The organism is Streptomyces sp. NPDC043952, assembly GCF_056435325.1.
In genome coordinates, this window is the sequence record NZ_JBWKES010000051.1 from 11096 (window position 1) to 28224 (window position 17129).

General features: G+C 71.5%; 13 protein-coding genes, 1 tRNA gene and 1 riboswitch. Of the genes, 11 read left to right on the forward strand and 3 right to left on the reverse strand.

Translation table 11 applies throughout. The features are described 5' to 3' along the window. Window position 1: 1 nt before the first annotated feature. Together AC069R_RS32320 and AC069R_RS32325 are read left to right on the forward strand one after the other, a co-directional pair. Complete coding sequence (locus tag AC069R_RS32320; RefSeq protein WP_478770270.1) at window positions 2-991, forward strand: nucleoside triphosphate pyrophosphohydrolase; 990 nt, start codon at window positions 2-4, stop codon at window positions 989-991. Then, on the forward strand, window positions 988-2271 hold the full coding sequence (locus AC069R_RS32325) for a cytochrome P450 family protein (protein ID WP_478770271.1): 1284 nt from the start codon (window positions 988-990) through the stop codon (window positions 2269-2271). The genes AC069R_RS32320 and AC069R_RS32325 overlap by 4 nt, the downstream gene beginning before the upstream one ends. Here the strand turns inward: AC069R_RS32325 and AC069R_RS32330 are convergent. Further along, on the reverse strand, window positions 2265-2951 hold the full coding sequence (locus AC069R_RS32330; protein ID WP_478770272.1) for a DUF899 family protein: 687 nt from the start codon (window positions 2949-2951) through the stop codon (window positions 2265-2267). The genes AC069R_RS32325 and AC069R_RS32330 overlap by 7 nt on opposite strands. Before the next feature lie 269 nt (window positions 2952-3220). Here AC069R_RS32330 and AC069R_RS32335 point away from each other — a divergent pair, with 269 nt between their 5' ends. The 8 genes from AC069R_RS32335 (at window position 3221) to AC069R_RS32370 (ending at window position 13003) form a co-directional block, all read left to right on the forward strand. Continuing rightward, the gene (locus AC069R_RS32335) at window positions 3221-4354 is read left to right on the forward strand and encodes a transglycosylase family protein (protein ID WP_478770273.1); all 1134 of its coding nucleotides are present in this window, start codon (window positions 3221-3223) and stop codon (window positions 4352-4354) included. 177 nt (window positions 4355-4531) lie between these two features. Then, a riboswitch (cyclic di-AMP (ydaO/yuaA leader) is annotated at window positions 4532-4701 on the forward strand. Window positions 4702-4705: 4 nt separating this feature from the next. Then, window positions 4706-5422: a transglycosylase family protein gene (locus AC069R_RS32340; protein WP_478770274.1), complete on the forward strand. Its 717-nt coding sequence runs from the start codon at window positions 4706-4708 to the stop codon at window positions 5420-5422. A 789-nt stretch (window positions 5423-6211) separates the two neighbouring features. Then, window positions 6212-7492: a phosphopyruvate hydratase gene (gene eno / locus AC069R_RS32345; protein ID WP_478770275.1), complete on the forward strand. Its 1281-nt coding sequence runs from the start codon at window positions 6212-6214 to the stop codon at window positions 7490-7492. A 155-nt stretch (window positions 7493-7647) separates the two neighbouring features. Next, window positions 7648-8124 (forward strand): FtsB family cell division protein, encoded by a 477-nt coding sequence (locus AC069R_RS32350; protein ID WP_478770276.1) that lies wholly within the window; start codon window positions 7648-7650, stop codon window positions 8122-8124. 44 nt (window positions 8125-8168) lie between these two features. After that, window positions 8169-8708, forward strand: coding sequence for a DUF501 domain-containing protein (locus AC069R_RS32355; protein WP_397985585.1), 540 nt, complete (start codon window positions 8169-8171; stop codon window positions 8706-8708). Further along, window positions 8705-9646: a Ppx/GppA phosphatase family protein gene (locus AC069R_RS32360; protein ID WP_478770277.1), complete on the forward strand. Its 942-nt coding sequence runs from the start codon at window positions 8705-8707 to the stop codon at window positions 9644-9646. The genes AC069R_RS32355 and AC069R_RS32360 overlap by 4 nt, the downstream gene beginning before the upstream one ends. A 464-nt stretch (window positions 9647-10110) precedes the next feature. Next, complete coding sequence (locus AC069R_RS32365) at window positions 10111-11484, forward strand: NAD(P)/FAD-dependent oxidoreductase (RefSeq protein WP_478770278.1); 1374 nt, start codon at window positions 10111-10113, stop codon at window positions 11482-11484. Between the two features lie 220 nt (window positions 11485-11704). Further along, a complete protein-coding gene (locus tag AC069R_RS32370; RefSeq protein ID WP_478770279.1) occupies window positions 11705-13003 on the forward strand; it encodes a class I SAM-dependent methyltransferase in 1299 nt (432 codons plus the stop codon). 103 nt (window positions 13004-13106) lie between these two features. Here the strand turns inward: AC069R_RS32370 and AC069R_RS32375 are convergent, their stop codons facing one another. Together AC069R_RS32375 and AC069R_RS32380 are read right to left on the reverse strand one after the other, a co-directional pair. Continuing rightward, window positions 13107-15632: an ABC transporter permease gene (locus tag AC069R_RS32375; protein WP_478770280.1), complete on the reverse strand. Its 2526-nt coding sequence runs from the start codon at window positions 15630-15632 to the stop codon at window positions 13107-13109. Continuing rightward, window positions 15632-16402, reverse strand: a complete 771-nt coding sequence (locus tag AC069R_RS32380) for an ABC transporter ATP-binding protein (protein WP_478770281.1) — start codon at window positions 16400-16402, stop codon at window positions 15632-15634. The genes AC069R_RS32375 and AC069R_RS32380 overlap by 1 nt, the downstream gene beginning before the upstream one ends. Window positions 16403-16801: 399 nt before the next feature. Here AC069R_RS32380 and AC069R_RS32385 point away from each other — a divergent pair. Beyond that, window positions 16802-16888 (forward strand) — tRNA-Leu (locus AC069R_RS32385). The last annotated feature ends 241 nt before the right edge of the window (window positions 16889-17129 follow it).

The following is a 17129-nucleotide window of genomic DNA, read 5'->3' on the forward strand; positions in this document are numbered from 1 at the left end:
CGTGAACGCATCCAGCCCCGCCGCCGGCCCCGGCCGCATCGTCCTCCTCACCACCAGCCACCGCGTCGCCCCCGGCCTGCTCTCCTGGCCCGCCTGGCAGGCGCTGCGCGCCGCCGACGCCGTGCTGTGCGCGGACGGCGCCCATCCGCAGCTGCCGTATCTGCGGGAGGCCGGTATAGCGGTGTCCGAGGCGGCGCCCACGGCGCAGGAGCTGGTCGACGCCTGCGCCGGCGGGCGGGCGGTGGTGGTCGTGGCGACGGGCGAGGGGGAGCCCGCCCTCACCGACGGCCTGGCCCGGCTGGCCGGCTCCGGCCGGGTCGCCATGCCCGAGCTGGAGCTGCTGCCCGCCTCGTACGACCTGCCCGGCGCCCGCCTGCTGGACCTCGTCCAGGTCATGGACCGCATCCGCGTCGAGTGCCCCTGGTCCTCCCGGCAGACCCACGAGGGCCTCGCCAAGTACGGCATCGAGGAGGCGTACGAACTGGTCGAGGCGATCGAGGCCGGCGACCGCGAGGAGCTGCGCGAGGAGCTGGGCGACGTCCTCCTCCAGGTCGTCTTCCACTCCCGGATCGCCGAGGAGCACCCGCAGACCCCGTTCTCCATCGACGACGTGGCCGGCGGCATCGTCGCCAAACTCATCCACCGCCACCCCCATGTCTTCGGCGACGCGACGGCGCAGACCCCGGAGGACGTCAAGGCGCACTGGCTGCGCACCAAGGCCGAGGAGAAGCGCCGCACCTCCGTCACCGAGGGCATCCCCCTCGGCCAGCCCGGCCTCGCCCTCGCCGCCAAGCTCGCCTCCCGCGCCCGCACCGCCGGCCTCGACGTCCCCCTGCCCCGGGGCGACGACATCGGCTACGCCCTGCTCGCCCTCGCCGCCCGAGCCGAAGCCGCCGGCACGGACCCGGAAACCGCCCTGCGCGCCGCGGCCCGGACGTACCGGGACGCGATACGGAAGGCCGAGGGGCTGCCGGATACCGTCGAGGAGTGACCGACCAGCTTCGCCCCGATGATCCCGCGCCCGCCGCTCCCGAGCTGTTCACCTGGGAGTTCGCGGCCGACCCCTACCCGGCGTACGCATGGCTGCGCGAGCACGCGCCCGTGCGGCGGACGCGGTTGCCCAGCGGGGTGGAGGCATGGCTGGTCACGCGGTACGCGGACGCCCGGCAGGCACTGGCCGACCAGCGGCTGAGCAAGAACCCGGCGCATCACGACGAACCCGAGCACGCCAGGGGCAAGACCGGCATTCCGGGCGAGCGCAAGGCCGAGCTGATGACGCACCTGCTGAACATCGACCCGCCGGACCACACCCGGCTGCGCCGGCTGGTCAGCAAGGCGTTCACCCCCCGCCGGGTCGCCGAGTTCGCGGACCGGGTGCAGGAGCTGACCGACCAGCTCATCGACCGGTTCGCCGAGCGCGGCTGTGCCGACCTCATCCACGAGTTCGCCTTCCCGCTCCCCATCTACGCCATCTGCGACCTGCTGGGCGTCCCGCGCGAGGACCAGGACGACTTCCGGGACTGGGCGGGCATGATGATCCGGCACGGAGGAGGCCCCCGCGGCGGCGTCGCCCGGTCGGTGAAGAAGATGCGCGGCTACCTCGCCGAGCTGATCCACAAGAAGCGCGAGGCGCTGCCCGCCGAGCCCGCGCCCGGCGAGGACCTGATCTCCGGTCTCATCCGCGCCTCGGACCACGGCGAGCACCTCACCGAGAACGAGGCCGCGGCGATGGCCTTCATCCTCCTGTTCGCCGGCTTCGAGACCACCGTCAACCTCATCGGCAACGGCACCTACGCCCTGCTCACCCACCCCGAGCAGCGCCATCGCCTCCAGGCGGCCCTCGCCCGCGGCGACGAGGAGCTGCTGGCCACCGGAGTGGAGGAACTGCTGCGCTACGACGGCCCGGTGGAGCTGGCCACCTGGCGGTTCGCCACCGAGCCGCTCACCATCGGCGGACAGCGGATCGCGCCCGGCGACCCGGTGCTCGTCGTCCTGGCCGCCGCCGACCGGGACCCGGAGCGGTTCGAGGACCCGGACACGCTGGACCTCGGCCGCCGGGACAACCAGCACCTCGGGTACGGCCACGGCATCCACTACTGCCTGGGCGCCCCGCTCGCCCGCCTGGAGGGGCAGAAGGCGCTGGCCACGCTGCTGACCCGGCTGCCCGACCTGCGGCTCGCCGCCGACCCGGCCGACCTGCGCTGGCGCGGCGGGCTCATCATGCGGGGACTGCGCACCCTCCCGGTGGAGTTCACCCCGCCCGCTCAGTAGTCCAGGCCCGCGAACCAGTCGCCCCGGCCGCCCGGCGTCAGGTCGAGCAGATGCCAGACGGGATTGAGGAGATCGAGGCCGCGCTGGTCGATGTCCTCGGCCATCCGGGGGCGCGCGGAGTAGAAGTGCCGGACCGTGCCGTCCGCGTCCCGGCTGAAGACCGAGATGGTCGACTCCTGGCCGCCGTCCTCGTCCTCGCTGCCCAGGTCGTACTTGAAGGTGCTGTCCCCGGCGCTGAGCAACCGCAGCCGGGACCAGCCGCGGGCGCGCGCGTGCCGGCGCAGGGCGGCCGGATCGGCGGCGGCCACCACCACCAGGTCGGCGTTCTGCGCCACATGGTGGGCGACGCCGTCGAAACCGTCGAGCCACAGGGTGCACATCGGGCAGGGGGAGGTCTGCCGCTTGCCGTACATGAAGTGGTAGACGAGCAGGGGCCGCTGCGGACCGCCGGTGAACAGCTCCCGCAGACGGACCTCGCGCACCGGCGTGTCGCCCGCCTCCAGGTCGGCGGGCCCCTCCAGGAAGACGTAGTCGCCGACCTCGGCCCCCGGCGGCAGCGACCGGCGCAGCGCCGCGACCCGCTCGCGCTGCCGCATCAGCTCGATCTCGGCGCCGCGCAGCTCCTCGCGGGCGGCGAGGTACTCCGCGGACTCACCGTGCAACCGGGTGTGCCGCATCATGTGTCCTCCTGGGTGAACAGCCCCCCGGAATCAGGTCGGTTCCATGGTTCCGGGCGCCGCGCGCCCCGGAGCCGAGGCGCCGCCGTGCCCGACGGGTGAATCGGAAGGTGACGCAGCGGAGGGGCGAACGTTCACCTCTGTGATCTTCGCGTGATCTCCGCGGCATGAACTTGTGACAAGTGATCGTGTGCCGATACCTTCACCCCTCAGCGCGGCGGGCCCGCATCATCCGCCGCGCCGGTCCCCGCCGTCGCTCGAAAGGCTCCCGCATGATCTCCGGGAACGGTCGTCACCGCCGCCCCCGTCAGGCCCCGGCCCTCCTCGTCGCGGCCGGCGTGACCGGCTCCGCCATCGCCATCCCGCTGCTCGGCGCCGCGAGTGCCCACGCGGCCGACGGCACCACCTGGGACAAGGTCGCCAACTGCGAGAGCGGCGGCGCCTGGAGCGCCGACACCGGCAACGGGTACTACGGCGGCCTCCAGATATCCCAGGACGACTGGGTCGCGTACGGCGGGACGCAGTACGCCTCCTCCGCCGACCAGGCCAGCCGCTCGCAGCAGATCGCCGTGGCCGAGAAGATCCTCAAGGACAAGGGCACCACGCCCTGGGCCACCTGCGCCCTGCTGTCCGGACTGACCTCGAACTCCGGTTCGGTGAGCGTCGATCCGGGCGTCGGCGACGGTGACAGCGGCAACGGCAGCGGCCAGACCGGCGGCACGACCGACCCGTCCGGCCTGCCCGACCCCTCTTCCCCGGCCGGCACACCGAGCGGCGACCAGGACGGCACCGGCGCCGGCTCCGGTTCCGGTTCCGGCAAGGCGTCCACCGACCCGTCCGGCTCGTCCGACCCCTCCTCTTCGCCGAGCCACGACTCAGGCTCAGGCACCGGCTCCGGCTCCGGCAAGCAGACCGGCAAGCACGCGAGCCCGCAGCCGGGCAAGCACACCGGCACGCCCGGCACCGGCACCTCCAGCCCGGACCCGTCCGGCCCGTCCTCCTCGGACCCCTCCGCCTCCACCCCGCCGTCCGCGCCGGCCCACGGCTCCGGAACGCCCTCACCCTCCACCGGTACCCCCGCCAACCCCCAGCAGGCCGCGGGCACTTGGAACCTGGTCGACACCGGAGCCCTCGGCGGCGGGCGCCACCGCGGCGGCAACGCGGACGAAAGCACGGCAAACGGGCAGAACGGCTCCACATCCGGCCGGCACGCGACCCACGAGCCGGACAGCTACACCGTCCGCCAGGGCGACTCGCTGAGCGCCATCGCCGACTCCCTTGACGTCGACGGCGGATGGCACGCGCTCTACGCCGCGAACAAGAAGGTCGTGGGCGCCGACCCGAACCACATCACCGCCGGTCAGACCCTGAAAGTCGGTGACGAAACGGGCGCGGACCAGGGCTAGTTGACGCCCCACTTGATCGCTAAATGTCCGGTTTGGCGAAAGTGTGGGATGAGTCTCAGAAGCCCTGATCGTCTTTGAAATTCCGCGGATCACCTGGCTACGGTCAAGGCCGCTCGTCACCACGAGCCCCGGCGGCCGCAACGCCGAATCCTGCCAGCGGCTGCCCGGGAACAGTCGTCGCGTCAAGCGCCGCAGGCAGGAGCGGGGGACCCAAGGTAGGCGCCGGGCCCGGCAGTTGATGCCGGACCGGCTTGGGGTGAAGCCACGCCTCCGAAAGGAGGGGTGGCCGGGCAACTCAACCGGCCCGAACCCGACAGCTCACCTCGCAGGCGTCGGTGAGGGGATCGTTCCATGCTGTTTTCCGGCAAGGGCAAGCACCGTCGTCCGTCCAAGGCCGTCCGCGCCGTCACGCTCGCCGGTGTCACCGGTGCCGCCGTGGCCGCTCCGCTGATGGCGGCCGGCAGCGCCTCCGCCGCCACCGCTTCCCAGTGGGACACCGTCGCCCAGTGCGAGTCCGGCGGCAACTGGGCCATCAACACCGGCAACGGTTACTACGGCGGCCTCCAGTTCTCCGCCTCCACCTGGGCCGCGTACGGCGGCACCGCCTACGCGCCGACCGCCGACAAGGCCAGCAAGTCGCAGCAGATCTCCGTCGCCGAGAAGGTCCTGGCCGCGCAGGGCAAGGGCGCCTGGCCGGTCTGCGGCACGGGCCTGACCGGCACCCCGTACAACGGCTCCGCCCCGACGACCACGTCGTCGGCCGGCACCGCCACCCGCTCCACGGACCAGCAGGCCGCCACCCGCTCCACCGAGCGCACCACCCCGGCCCCGTCCAAGTCCACGAGCACGTCCACCGGCTCGTCCGCGGGCAAGACCGTCACCACCCCGACCGGCAAGAAGGTCAAGAAGGGCGACGGCGAGTACAAGGTGGTCAAGGGCGACACCCTCAGCTCCATCGCGGCCGCGCACCACGTGGCCGGCGGCTGGAAGAAGCTGTTCGACCTGAACAAGGACATCATCGACAACGCCGACCTGATCTACCCGGGTCAGCAGCTCCACCTGAAGTAACCCGGCCCGGCCACGGCCGCCGCGAGCCCCGCACGGGGCTCGCCCGGCGGCCCGGCCGCGGGATGCTTCCCCGGCCGGCCGGACCCGGCCGGCGGACCGGGGCGCCCGACTCCGCTCACCCCGCCCGGCTCCGCATCACCGGCCCGGCTCCGCATCACCGGCCCGGCTCCGCTCAGCCGGACCGACGGGCCCCTCGCAGGGGGTAGCCCCCGACGCCGTACCCCCGGTGTCGTACCCCCGACGCTCCCGACGCCGCGCCCGATAGGCCCCGACGGCCCACCCCCCCGGCGGCCCCGAGGAACCCCGCCCCTGGTACCCGCCCCAACGGCCCAGGGGCCCCCGGCGGGCCCCCAGGCCCCAGGCCCCACCCCCGGCAGGCCCCCAGGCTCCATGCCTCAGGCGCACCCGGCGGGCCCCCAGGCGTCATGCCCCAGGCCCACCCCCGGCGGACCCCACGCCTCACCCCCCAAGGCGGGTCCCCCAACCCCCCGGCGGGTCCCCCAAGCCCCAGGCCCCCGCCCGCCCCGTCCCCCCCAACCCCCCACCCCGGCGCGATTCCCCCGTTCGTGCCGGGGTGGGGTCTTGTGTTCTCCCAGCCTTCAGCCGGGCCTCCTCCGGGACCCTTTTTGTTCCGGTGGTGAACAATAGGTACCGTCTCCATGTCCCCGTCGCCCACCAGACGGTCGGTCGGTGGTCCGCGACGCCGGGACGGTTAGGCTCTAGTCGCAAGGGCGCAGCCGCACGGCCGCCTCCCGCACTTCCAGCGTCACATCCAAGAAGGAGATGCTCGTGCCGTCCATCGACGTCGTCGTAGCCCGGGAAATCCTGGACTCCCGAGGCAACCCCACGGTCGAGGTCGAGGTCGGCCTCGACGACGGCAGCACCGGTCGTGCCGCCGTCCCGTCCGGCGCCTCCACCGGCGCCTTCGAGGCCATCGAGCTGCGCGACGGTGACCCCAACCGCTACCAGGGCAAGGGTGTCGAGAAGGCCGTCCTCGCCGTCATCGAGCAGATCGGCCCGGAGCTGGTCGGCTACGACGCCACCGAGCAGCGCCTGATCGACCAGGCCATGTTCGACCTGGACGCCACCGACAACAAGGGCTCGCTCGGCGCCAACGCCATCCTCGGCGTCTCCCTGGCCGTCGCGCACGCCGCCTCCGAGGCGTCCGACCTGCCCCTCTTCCGCTACCTGGGCGGCCCCAACGCGCACCTGCTGCCGGTGCCGATGATGAACATCCTGAACGGCGGCTCGCACGCCGACTCCAACGTGGACATCCAGGAGTTCATGATCGCCCCGATCGGCGCGGAGTCCTTCTCCGAGGCGCTGCGCTGGGGTGCCGAGGTCTACCACACCCTCAAGAAGGTCCTGAAGGGCAAGGGCCTGGCCACCGGTCTCGGTGACGAGGGCGGCTTCGCCCCGAACCTCGGCTCCAACCGCGAGGCCCTGGACCTGATCCTGGAGGCCATCAAGGAAGCCGGGTACGCGCCCGGCGAGCAGATCGCCCTCGCCCTCGACGTCGCCGCCTCCGAGTTCTACAAGGACGGCAAGTACCTCTTCGAGGGCAAGGAGCGCTCCGCCGCCGAGATGACGGAGTACTACGAGGAGCTGGTGGCGGCCTACCCGCTGGTCTCCATCGAGGACCCGCTGTTCGAGGACGACTGGGCCGGCTGGAAGATCATCACCGACAAGCTCGGCGACAAGGTCCAGCTCGTCGGCGACGACCTGTTCGTCACCAACCCCGAGCGCCTGGCCCGCGGCATCGAGGAGGGCACTGCCAACGCCCTGCTCGTCAAGGTCAACCAGATCGGCTCGCTGACCGAGACCCTGGACGCCGTCGAGCTGGCCCAGCGCAACGGCTTCAAGTGCATGATGTCCCACCGCTCCGGTGAGACCGAGGACGTCACCATCGCCGACCTGGCCGTCGCCACCAACTGCGGCCAGATCAAGACCGGCGCCCCGGCCCGCTCCGAGCGCGTCGCCAAGTACAACCAGCTGCTGCGCATCGAGGAGATCCTGGACGACGCCGCGGTGTACGCCGGCCGCAGCGCCTTCCCGCGCTTCAAGGGCTGAGCCGACCCCGTGGGGCCGCCCGCCGGGCCGCCCCACGGGCCACCTCTTGGCCAGTCGTACGTACGTCCCCGTACCCGGTCCCGTACCGTGTCCGGGGACGTACGCACGTGTGCGACCGCCGGACGACGGCGTGAAAGGGGAGGCGGAGAGCCGACATGGCCGCAAGGGACCGGGACCGTTTCTCCACCGCGACCAGGCTGCGGCTGCTCGGTGAGCAGACCGCGGCCCGCGTCTACCGCTCGCAGACCAAGCGGCAGGCGCGCCGCTCCCGGCTGACCGGCCGCGCCGCGCTGCTCGCGCTGGTGCTGTGCTCGCTGGTGGTCGCGCTCGCCTACCCGATGCGGCAGTACGTCTCCCAGCGCGCCCAGATCTCCGACCTCCAGCGGCAGCAGGCCGAGGCCCGCAAACGCGTCGAACAATTGCGCGACCTCAAGGCGCGCTGGCAGGACGACGCCTATGCCGAGCAGCAGATCCGCAAACGTCTGCACTATGTGATGCCCGGCGAGACCGGGTACGTGGTGGTCGATCCGGGCGCGGCCCGGCAGTCCCGCACCGACCTCCGGGCCGCCCACCGGCCCTGGTACACGAACATCTGGGACGGGGTCGACAAGTCCGACGCCTCCGACCAGTGACCGGCCCCGCCGGTGACCCACAGAAAGCCACTCTGAAAGCAGTCATGGAAACCCCTCCGCCGCCCACCCCGCGCACCGAGCCCACCGACGCGGACGTCGAGGCCTTCAAGCAGCAGCTCGGCCGCCCCCCGCGGGGCCTGCGCGCCATCGCGCACCGCTGCCCGTGCGGTCAGCCGGACGTCGTGGAGACGGCGCCGCGCCTGCCCGACGGCACACCCTTCCCGACGCTGTACTACCTGACGTGCCCCAAGGCCGCCTCGGCCATCGGCACGCTGGAGGCGAACGGCGTCATGAAGGAGATGACCGAGCGCCTGAAGACCGACCCGGAGCTGGCCGCCGCCTACCGGGCCGCGCACGAGGACTACATCCGGCGCCGGGACGAGATCGAGGTCCTGGCGGGCTTCCCGAGCGCGGGCGGCATGCCGGACCGGGTGAAGTGCCTGCACGTCCTGGTCGGCCACTCACTGGCCGCGGGCCCCGGCGTCAACCCGCTCGGCGACGAGGCGATCGCGATGCTGCCGGAGTGGTGGCGCAAGGGCGCGTGCGTGACGCTCGCGCAGGACCCGAAGGAGGAGGCGCGGTGACCAGGGTCGCGGCGATCGACTGCGGTACGAACTCCATCCGGCTGCTGGTCGCGGACGCGGACCCGGCGACCGGCGAACTGACCGACCTGGACCGCCGGATGACCATCGTGCGGCTCGGCCAGGGCGTCGACCGCACCGGCAGGCTCGCCCCGAAGGCGCTGGAGCGCACCTTCGCCGCGTGCCGGGAGTACGCCGAGATCATCAAGGAGCACGGCGCCGAGCGGCTGCGCTTCGTCGCCACCTCCGCGTCCCGCGACGCCGAGAACCGCGACGACTTCGTGCGCGGCGTGCTGGACATCCTCGGCGTGGAGCCGGAGGTCATCACCGGCGACCAGGAGGCCGAGTTCTCCTTCACCGGCGCGACCAGGGAGCTGGCGGGCCGTACGGATCTCGCCAGGCCCTATCTGGTGGTGGACATCGGCGGCGGCTCCACCGAGTTCGTCGTCGGCGACGACCGGGTGCGGGCCGCGCGCTCCGTGGACATCGGCTGTGTGCGGATGACCGAACGGCACCTGGTGCACGGCGGCGAGGTCTCCGACCCGCCCACCGGGGAGCAGATCGCCGCGATCCGCGCCGACGTCGAGGCCGCGCTGGACCTCGCCGAGCGGACGGTCCCGCTGCGCGAGGCGCGCACCCTGGTCGGCCTCGCCGGCTCGGTCACCACCGTCTCGGCCATCGCCCAGGACCTGCCGGAGTACGACTCCGCGCGCATCCACCACTCCCGGATCCCGTACGCCCGCGTCCGCGAGATCACCGAGCGCCTGCTGCACTCCACCCACGCCGAACGCGCCGCCATCCCCTCCATGCATCCGGGCCGCGTCGACGTCATCGGCGCCGGCGCCCTGATCCTCCTCGCGATCATGGAGCGCACGGGCGCCGAGGAGGTCGTCGTCAGCGAACACGACATCCTCGACGGCATCGCCTGGTCTTTGACCTGATCGCCTGCCCTGCTCGGAGGGCCGCGTTTGTTACCGGCCAGTAGCGTCCGGCTGAGCAGGTCGGATAACGTTTGAGCGCCTTCGAGGGGGCCTGCGGGGCCCGTCGTTCACACCCCCGTGGAAACCTTCGTGAAGTTCTTCACAAGGAAATGGGTCCCGATCGCCGCCCGGAGGGGGCCGCTTGGCCCTTCCGGGGGGTCAAAACCCGTTTGAACATGTTCAGATGAGGCGCGCAAAGATGGCCGGAAGGAGGGGTTCCGCGGATCGCGCCGGAGTCCCTACGATCACCTCGCGGACTCGGAGCAGCAGCTCACACGGCCTTGACAACGGTACGAACCGCCTCGCGGTTCCCCCTCCGCGGCATGATCTGTGTCACGCGGGCCGCGGAGTTTAGCACAGCCCCTCCAGAACCTTGTGAAGGGGCGCACGAGCCACCCCCCTTGAGCGGGTGGATACTCGATGCCATGAGCACCACGGAGCGTCCCAGGATCCTCGTAGTAGGCGGTGGGTACGTAGGCCTGTACGCAGCTCGGCGCATTCTCAAGAAGATGCGCTACGGCGAGGCGACCGTCACGGTCGTCGACCCCCGGTCGTACATGACCTACCAGCCCTTCCTCCCCGAAGCCGCCGCCGGCAGCATCTCCCCTCGCCACGTCGTCGTCCCGCTGCGACGCGTGCTGCCGAAGGCGGAGATCCTCACCGGTCGGGTCACCACCATCGACCAGGACCGCAAGGTCGCCACCATCGCCCCCCTCGTGGGCGAGGCGTACGAGCTGCCGTTCGACTACCTGGTCATCGCCATGGGCGCGGTCTCCCGCACCTTCCCGATCCCCGGCCTCGCCGAGCAGGGCATCGGCATGAAGGGCATCGAGGAGTCCATCGGCCTGCGCAACCACGTCCTGGAGCAGCTGGACAAGGCCGACTCCACGACCGACGAGGAGATCCGCCGCAAGGCGCTCACCTTCGTCTTCATCGGCGGTGGCTTCGCGGGCGCGGAGACCATCGGCGAGGTCGAGGACATGGCCCGCGACGCGGCCAAGTACTACAAGAACGTCTCCCGCGAGGACATGCGGTTCATCCTCGTGGACGCCGCGGACAAGATCCTTCCCGAGGTCGGCCCCAAGCTCGGCCAGTACGGCAAGGAGCACCTGGAGAGCCGGGGCGTGGAGATCTACCTCTCCACCTCGATGGACTCCTGCGTCGACGGCCACGTGGTCCTCAAGAACGGCCTCGAGGTCGACGCCAACACGATCGTGTGGACCGCCGGCGTCAAGCCGAACCCGGCCCTGTCCCGCTTCGGTCTGCCCCTCGGCCCGCGCGGCCACGTCGACTGCGAGCCCACGCTCCAGGTCAAGGGCACCGACTACATCTGGGCCGCGGGCGACAACGCCCAGGTCCCGGACCTGGTCGGCCGCAAGGCGGGCAACGAGAACGCCTGGTGCCCGCCGAACGCCCAGCACGCGCTGCGCCAGGCCAAGGTCCTCGGCGACAACGTGGTCTCCGGCATGCGGGGCTTCCCGCAGAAGGAGTACGAGCACGCCAACAAGGGCGCGGTCGCCGGTCTCGGCCTGCACAAGGGCGTGGCGATGATCGTCCTGGGCAAGACCAAGATCAAGCTCAAGGGCCGTCTCGCCTGGTACATGCACCGTGGCTACCACGGTCTGGCGATGCCGACCTGGAACCGCAAGATCCGCATCTTCGCCGACTGGACGCTGGGCATGTTCCTCAAGCGCGAGGTCGTGTCGCTGGGCGCCATGGAGAACCCCCGCGAGGAGTTCTACGAGGCCGCTAAGCCGGCGCCGGTCGCCGCCGCGAAGACCGAGGCCAAGGCTTCCTGACCACCGGTCAGCCGCCGGTCGCCCGACCATCCGAAGGACCTCCCGCCATCCGTGGTGCGGGAGGTCCTTCGGCGTTCCGGGCCGCCTCCGGCGCGGACCCATCCAGGTGGCTACTGCAACTATTTTGCCCAGTCGTAACTCCTTCGCGGGACTGTGCGGAAGGCTCCACGGTGTTTACGTGGTATCCGGCATCCGGGATCTCGTCTTGGAGGTGTGCGTCATGGCCGACGCCGCGTCGCGGCTGAGCAGTCTTGCCGAGCAGGTACTGGGGGCCCCGCTCCCGGTGCGGCTGCGGGCCTGGGACGGATCGCAGGCCGGGCCTCCGGGCGCTCCCACGCTCGTCGTGCGCAACCGGCGCGCGCTGCGCCGCATCATCTTCAAACCGGGGGAGTTGGGTCTCGCCCGCGCCTGGGTCGCCGGCGACCTCACCATCGAGGGCGACCTGTACACGGCGCTGGACGCCATGGCGGGACTGATCTGGGAGCGCGGCGAGGACGACCGTACGCTGCTCCAGGCGCTGCGCGACCCCGCCGTACGGGCCGCGGGCCGCGAGCTGCTGAAGCTCGCCGGGCCGCCCATCCCGCCCGCGCCCCCCGCGGAGGAGGTCCGCAGGCGTCGCCATCTGCACACCCGGCACAGCGACAGACGGGCCATCAGCCACCACTACGACGTCGGCAACGACTTCTACGAGCTGGTCCTCGGCCCCTCGATGGTGTACTCCTGCGCCTACTGGGAGTCCTTCGGCGAGGACGCCACCCTGGAGGACGCCCAGCGCGACAAGCTCGAACTGGTCTGCCGCAAGCTCGGTCTGAAGGAGGGGCAGCGGCTGCTGGACGTCGGCTGCGGCTGGGGCTCCATGGCCCTGCACGCGGCCCGTGAGCACGGCGTGCGCGTCGTCGGCGTCACCCTCTCCCAGGAACAGGCCGGTTACGCCCGCAAGCGCATCGCGGACGAGGGCCTGACCGACAGCGTGGAGATCAGGGTCCAGGACTACCGGGACGTCTCCGACGGCCCCTTCGACGCCATCTCCTCCATCGGCATGGCCGAACACGTGGGCGCCGAACGGTATCTGGAGTACGCGCGTCAGCTGTACGGCCTGCTCAAGCCCGGTGGCCGGCTGCTCAACCATCAGATCGCCCGCCGCCCGCAGACCGACGAATCGGCGTACACCGTCGACGAGTTCATCGACGCCTACGTCTTCCCGGACGGCGAGCTGGCCCCCATCGGCACCACCGTCACCCAGCTGGAGCGCGCCGGGTTCGAGGTGCGCGACGTGGAGGCGCTGCGCGAGCACTACGGCCGCACCCTGCGCCAGTGGGTGGCCAACCTGGAGGCCGGCTGGGACCGCGCGGTCCGGCTGACCAGCCCTGGCCGGGCGCGCGTGTGGCAGCTGTACATGGCCGCCTCCGCGCTCGCCTTCGAGCACAACCGCATCGGCGTCAACCAGGTCCTCGCGGTCCGCACCCCGGACTCGGGCGCCTCGGTGCTGCCGCCGCGCACCCGCACCTGGCAGGCCTGAACCCGGCGGTACGACGAGGGGCCCCGCTCCGGTGACGGAACGGGGCCCCTGCCGGTGCCGGACGAGCGTGAGGTCGTACGGCACCGTGGCGTACGGCCGTCCGCTACTCGGCCTTGATGGCGGACAGCATGTTCAGCCTGGCCGCGCGGCGGGCCGGCCACAGGGCGGCCAGGATGCCGACCACGCCCGCGAGCAGCAGGAAGACCGCCAGCCGGCCCCAGGGCAGGACCAGTTCGTACGTGGGCATCTTGGTGCCGAGCAGCTCACCGGCCGCCCAGCCGAAGAACACGCCGAGCCCGATGCCGAGCACTCCGCCGAAGACGGAGATCACCAGGGACTCCAGTCGGACCATCCGCTTGACCGACCGGCGGTCCAGGCCGATCGCGCGGAGCATGCCGATCTCCTGGGAGCGCTCGAACACCGACATCGCCAGGGTGTTGACGACGCCGAGGACCGCGACGATCACCGCCATGCCGAGCAGCCCGTAGACCATGTTCAGCATCATGGTGAAGGCCTGGGCGATGCCGTCGGAGATGTCCTTCTTGTCCTGGATCTTGATCGCCGGGTTGGTGCCCAGGGCGCTCGCCAGCCGGTCCTTGGTCGCGGTCGAGGCGCCGTCCGCCGTCTTGACCATGACCTGCATGTCGGTGGGCCGGCTCAGATGCGGGGTGAGCACCTTGTTGTCGAGCATGATGCCGCGGATCATCTCGTTGCCGTCGTAGATCCCGGCGACCGTGAAGGTGTGCGCCCTGCCGTCCTCGAAGTGGGCGCTGAAGCGCGAGCCGGGCGTCCAGCCGTATTCCTTGGCCTGGTCCTTGTCCACGACGATGCGGTCGCCGCCGACCGTGAAGCTGCCCCGGTCCATCTTCAGGTCCGTCAGTTCGGCGATGGACGCGCCGTCCACGCCGGTCACGAACTCGGTCTTGCCGTCGATCCGGGTCTCGGCGTTGCGCAGCGGGCTGCTCGCGGTGACGCCACCGGTGGCGGCGATCTTGCGCGCCACGTCCGGGGAGAGCGCGGAGCCGTTCGCCATGGAGACCACGTAGTCGGCGCGGATCGCCGAGGCGGCCATCTTGTCGATGGACGACTGGAGGCTGCCCGCCATCACCGTCATGCCGGTGATCAGGGTCAGGCCGATCATCAGGGCGGAGGCGGTGGCCGCCGTACGGCGCGGGTTGCGCACCGAGTTCTGGCGGGCCAGCTTGCCCGACACGCCGAACGCGCGCAGCAGCGGGGCGGCGGCCGCGATCAGCGGGCGGGACAGCAGCGGGGTCAGCACGAACACGCCGATGATCAGCAGGACGGCGCCGAGACCCATCGGGCCCTCGCCGGCGGAGGCCTCCATCGACGTGGCGGCGACGATCACCACGGCACCGGCCGCCGTGAACAGCGCGCCGATGGTGTTGCGCAGCACCAGCGACTTGGTGGTCGCGCGGGCGTGCACGCTGTTCATCGCCGCCACCGGCGGGACCTTGGCGGCGCGGCGGCCGGGCAGCCAGGCGGCGAGCATGGTGACGAGGACGCCGACCGCGAGGGCGGCCGCCACGGTCCCCGGACTGATCACGAGCGGCCCGTCGGGCATGCTCGCGCCGAAGGAGCCCACCAGGGCGCGCAGTCCGGCGCCGATGCCGATGCCGGCGAGGAGGCCGGCCACACCGGCGACCGCGCCGACCACGAACGCCTCGATCAGCACCGAGCGGGTGACCTGGCGGCGGGAGGCGCCGACCGCCCGCAGCAGGGCCAGCTCCTTGGTGCGCTGGGCGACCAGCATGCTGAAGGTGTTGGCGATGATGAACGTGCCGACGAACAGGGCGATCCCGGCGAAGACCAGCAGGCCCTCCTTCATGCTGCTCATCGAGTCGGCGATGGTCCGCGCCTGGTCGGCGGCGAGCTTGTGGCCGGTGGTGGTCTCCACCAGGTGGGCGGGCAGTGCCTTGTCGAGCGCGTCCTTGAGCGCGGTCTGGGTGGTGCCCGGCCGCGCCTTGACGTCGATCTCGTCGTAGCCCTTCTTGTGGAAGAGCTTCTGCGCGGTCGGCGTGTCGAACAGGGCGAGGCTGCCGCCCGCGGTCACGTTGCCGTCGTCGGTGGTGAAGATGCCCGCGACGGTCGGGGTGAGCACGGGGCCGTCGACCGAGAGCCGCACGGTGTCGCCGACCTTGTAGCCGGCCCGCTGGGCGGTCTTGGCGTCGAGCAGCACCTCGTGCGCGCCGTGCGGGGCGTGTCCGCTGGTCAGCGGGTACCGGGCGTCCTTGGTGCCCCAGTAGTTGCCGCCGCGGGACTGCCAGTCGCCGCCGACCAGCTTGCCGTGCTTGTCCGCGACGGCGGTGAAGCCGCCGACCACACCGGTGGCGGAGGCGGCGCCGGGCACCTTGGCGGCCTTGTCGAGTACGGACCGGGTCAGGTCGGGCGTCCGGCCGACCTTGTCGCCCTCGGAGTCCTGGTACTTCGCCGTGACGGCGACGTCGACCTGGTCGAAGCCCTTGGCGGAGCTGTTCTGGTAGGCGTCGGAGATGGTGTTGGTGAAGACGAGCGTCCCGGAGACGAAGGCCACGCCGAGCATCACGGCGAGCACCGTCATCAGCAGCCGGGCCTTGTGCGCGAGGACGTTGCGCAGGGCGGTGCGGAACATCAGCTGGTACGGCCCTTCGCGTCGAACTGCTTCATCGTGTCGAGGACCGAGTCGGCGGTCGGGCCGTACAGCTCGTCCACGATCCGGCCGTCGGCCAGGAAGATCACCCGGTCCGCGTAGGCGGCGGCCACCGGGTCGTGGGTGACCATGACCACGGTCTGGCCCAGCTCGCGCACGGAGTTGCGCAGGAAGCCGAGGACCTCGGCGCCGGAGCGCGAGTCGAGGTTTCCGGTCGGCTCGTCACCGAAGATGATGTCCGGCTTGGAGGCGAGGGCGCGGGCGACGGCGACGCGCTGCTGCTGGCCGCCGGAGAGCTGGGACGGCCGGTGGCTCAGCCGCCCGGACAGGCCCACCATCGAGATGACCTGGTCCAGCCATGCCTTGTCGGGCTTGCGCCCGGCGATGTCCATCGGGAGGGTGATGTTCTCCAGCGCGGTCAGGGTCGGCAGCAGGTTGAACGCCTGGAAGATGAAGCCGATCTTGTCCCGGCGCAACTTGGTGAGCTGCTTGTCCTTCAGGGAGCCCAGCTCGGTGTCGCCGATGCGCACGGAGCCGGAGGAGAAGGTGTCGAGGCCGGCCACGCAGTGCATCAGGGTGGACTTGCCGGAGCCCGAGGGGCCCATGATCGCGGTGAACTCCGCCTGCCGGAAATCGACGGAGACCCGGTCCAGGGCGACCACCCGGGTCTCACCCTGCCCGTAGATCTTCGACAGCTCCGTGGCGCGGGCGGCCACGGCGGTGGCCGTGCCTGCGGTGGGTGTGGTGGTCACGGGACGGTGCTCCTCGGGACGATGGGGTCGTGGGGACCTCTCCATCCTCCCGGCGCCCGGAGCGCGGGAAGTCAGCCGCTGTTCCGGTTCACGGGGGCGACTCGGGTCGGACCACGGGGGCCCGCGTCATACCTGGGGAGGACACCGGACCCTGAGACCGGGGGGAGGGAGCCCGGCACCGAGAACGGGGGGAGCGCCCTTCTTCAGACGGTGAAATTCCGTCATTCCGCATACACGTGCACGTGCGTCACGTCACGCTATTGGCAAGTGCGGATGGCCAGTTCCGTGGTCTGATGCACCCTCAGACATCAATAAAATAAGACAACATCGGTCCGCCGTTCCGCTGTTCGGGGGATGCGTCCCGATAGGCTCAAACCCTCGAAGCGGAGCCCATGGCCTGCCCGGATGGTGGAATGCAGACACGGCGAGCTTAAACCTCGCTGCCCCTTCGCGGGCGTGCCGGTTCAAGTCCGGCTCCGGGCACCAACCCTTCCACGCCGCGTGACCGCGGAGACGGCCCTACGGGGCCGTTTTTCGTTCCTCGCGCAGGAGTGCGAAGGGATCGCGATGCCCCCCGCTGCCCGCGGCGGCACACGCCCGAGAGCCGGCTTGCGCACGCTCGCCCGCCTCGCTATAGGCCGGTCGGCCGCGTCGCCGTACGACGGTCGCTTGTACAACGGTCGTTTGTACAACGGTCGCCCGCGGGCTCCGGGGCGCCGGTTCTGGG

What these genes read in the sequence shown, in the direction of transcription:
- AC069R_RS32330 (WP_478770272.1), bottom strand. Translation starts at nt 2,951, where the DNA reads ATGATGCGGCACACCCGGTTGCACGGTGAGTCCGCGGAGTACCTCGCC.
- AC069R_RS32335 (WP_478770273.1), top strand. Translation starts at nt 3,221, where the DNA reads ATGATCTCCGGGAACGGTCGTCACCGCCGCCCCCGTCAGGCCCCGGCC.
- AC069R_RS32340 (WP_478770274.1), top strand. Translation starts at nt 4,706, where the DNA reads ATGCTGTTTTCCGGCAAGGGCAAGCACCGTCGTCCGTCCAAGGCCGTC.
- AC069R_RS32350 (WP_478770276.1), top strand. Translation starts at nt 7,648, where the DNA reads ATGGCCGCAAGGGACCGGGACCGTTTCTCCACCGCGACCAGGCTGCGG.
- AC069R_RS32355 (WP_397985585.1), top strand. Translation starts at nt 8,169, where the DNA reads ATGGAAACCCCTCCGCCGCCCACCCCGCGCACCGAGCCCACCGACGCG.
- AC069R_RS32365 (WP_478770278.1), top strand. Translation starts at nt 10,111, where the DNA reads ATGAGCACCACGGAGCGTCCCAGGATCCTCGTAGTAGGCGGTGGGTAC.
- AC069R_RS32370 (WP_478770279.1), top strand. Translation starts at nt 11,705, where the DNA reads ATGGCCGACGCCGCGTCGCGGCTGAGCAGTCTTGCCGAGCAGGTACTG.
- AC069R_RS32375 (WP_478770280.1), bottom strand. Translation starts at nt 15,632, where the DNA reads ATGTTCCGCACCGCCCTGCGCAACGTCCTCGCGCACAAGGCCCGGCTG.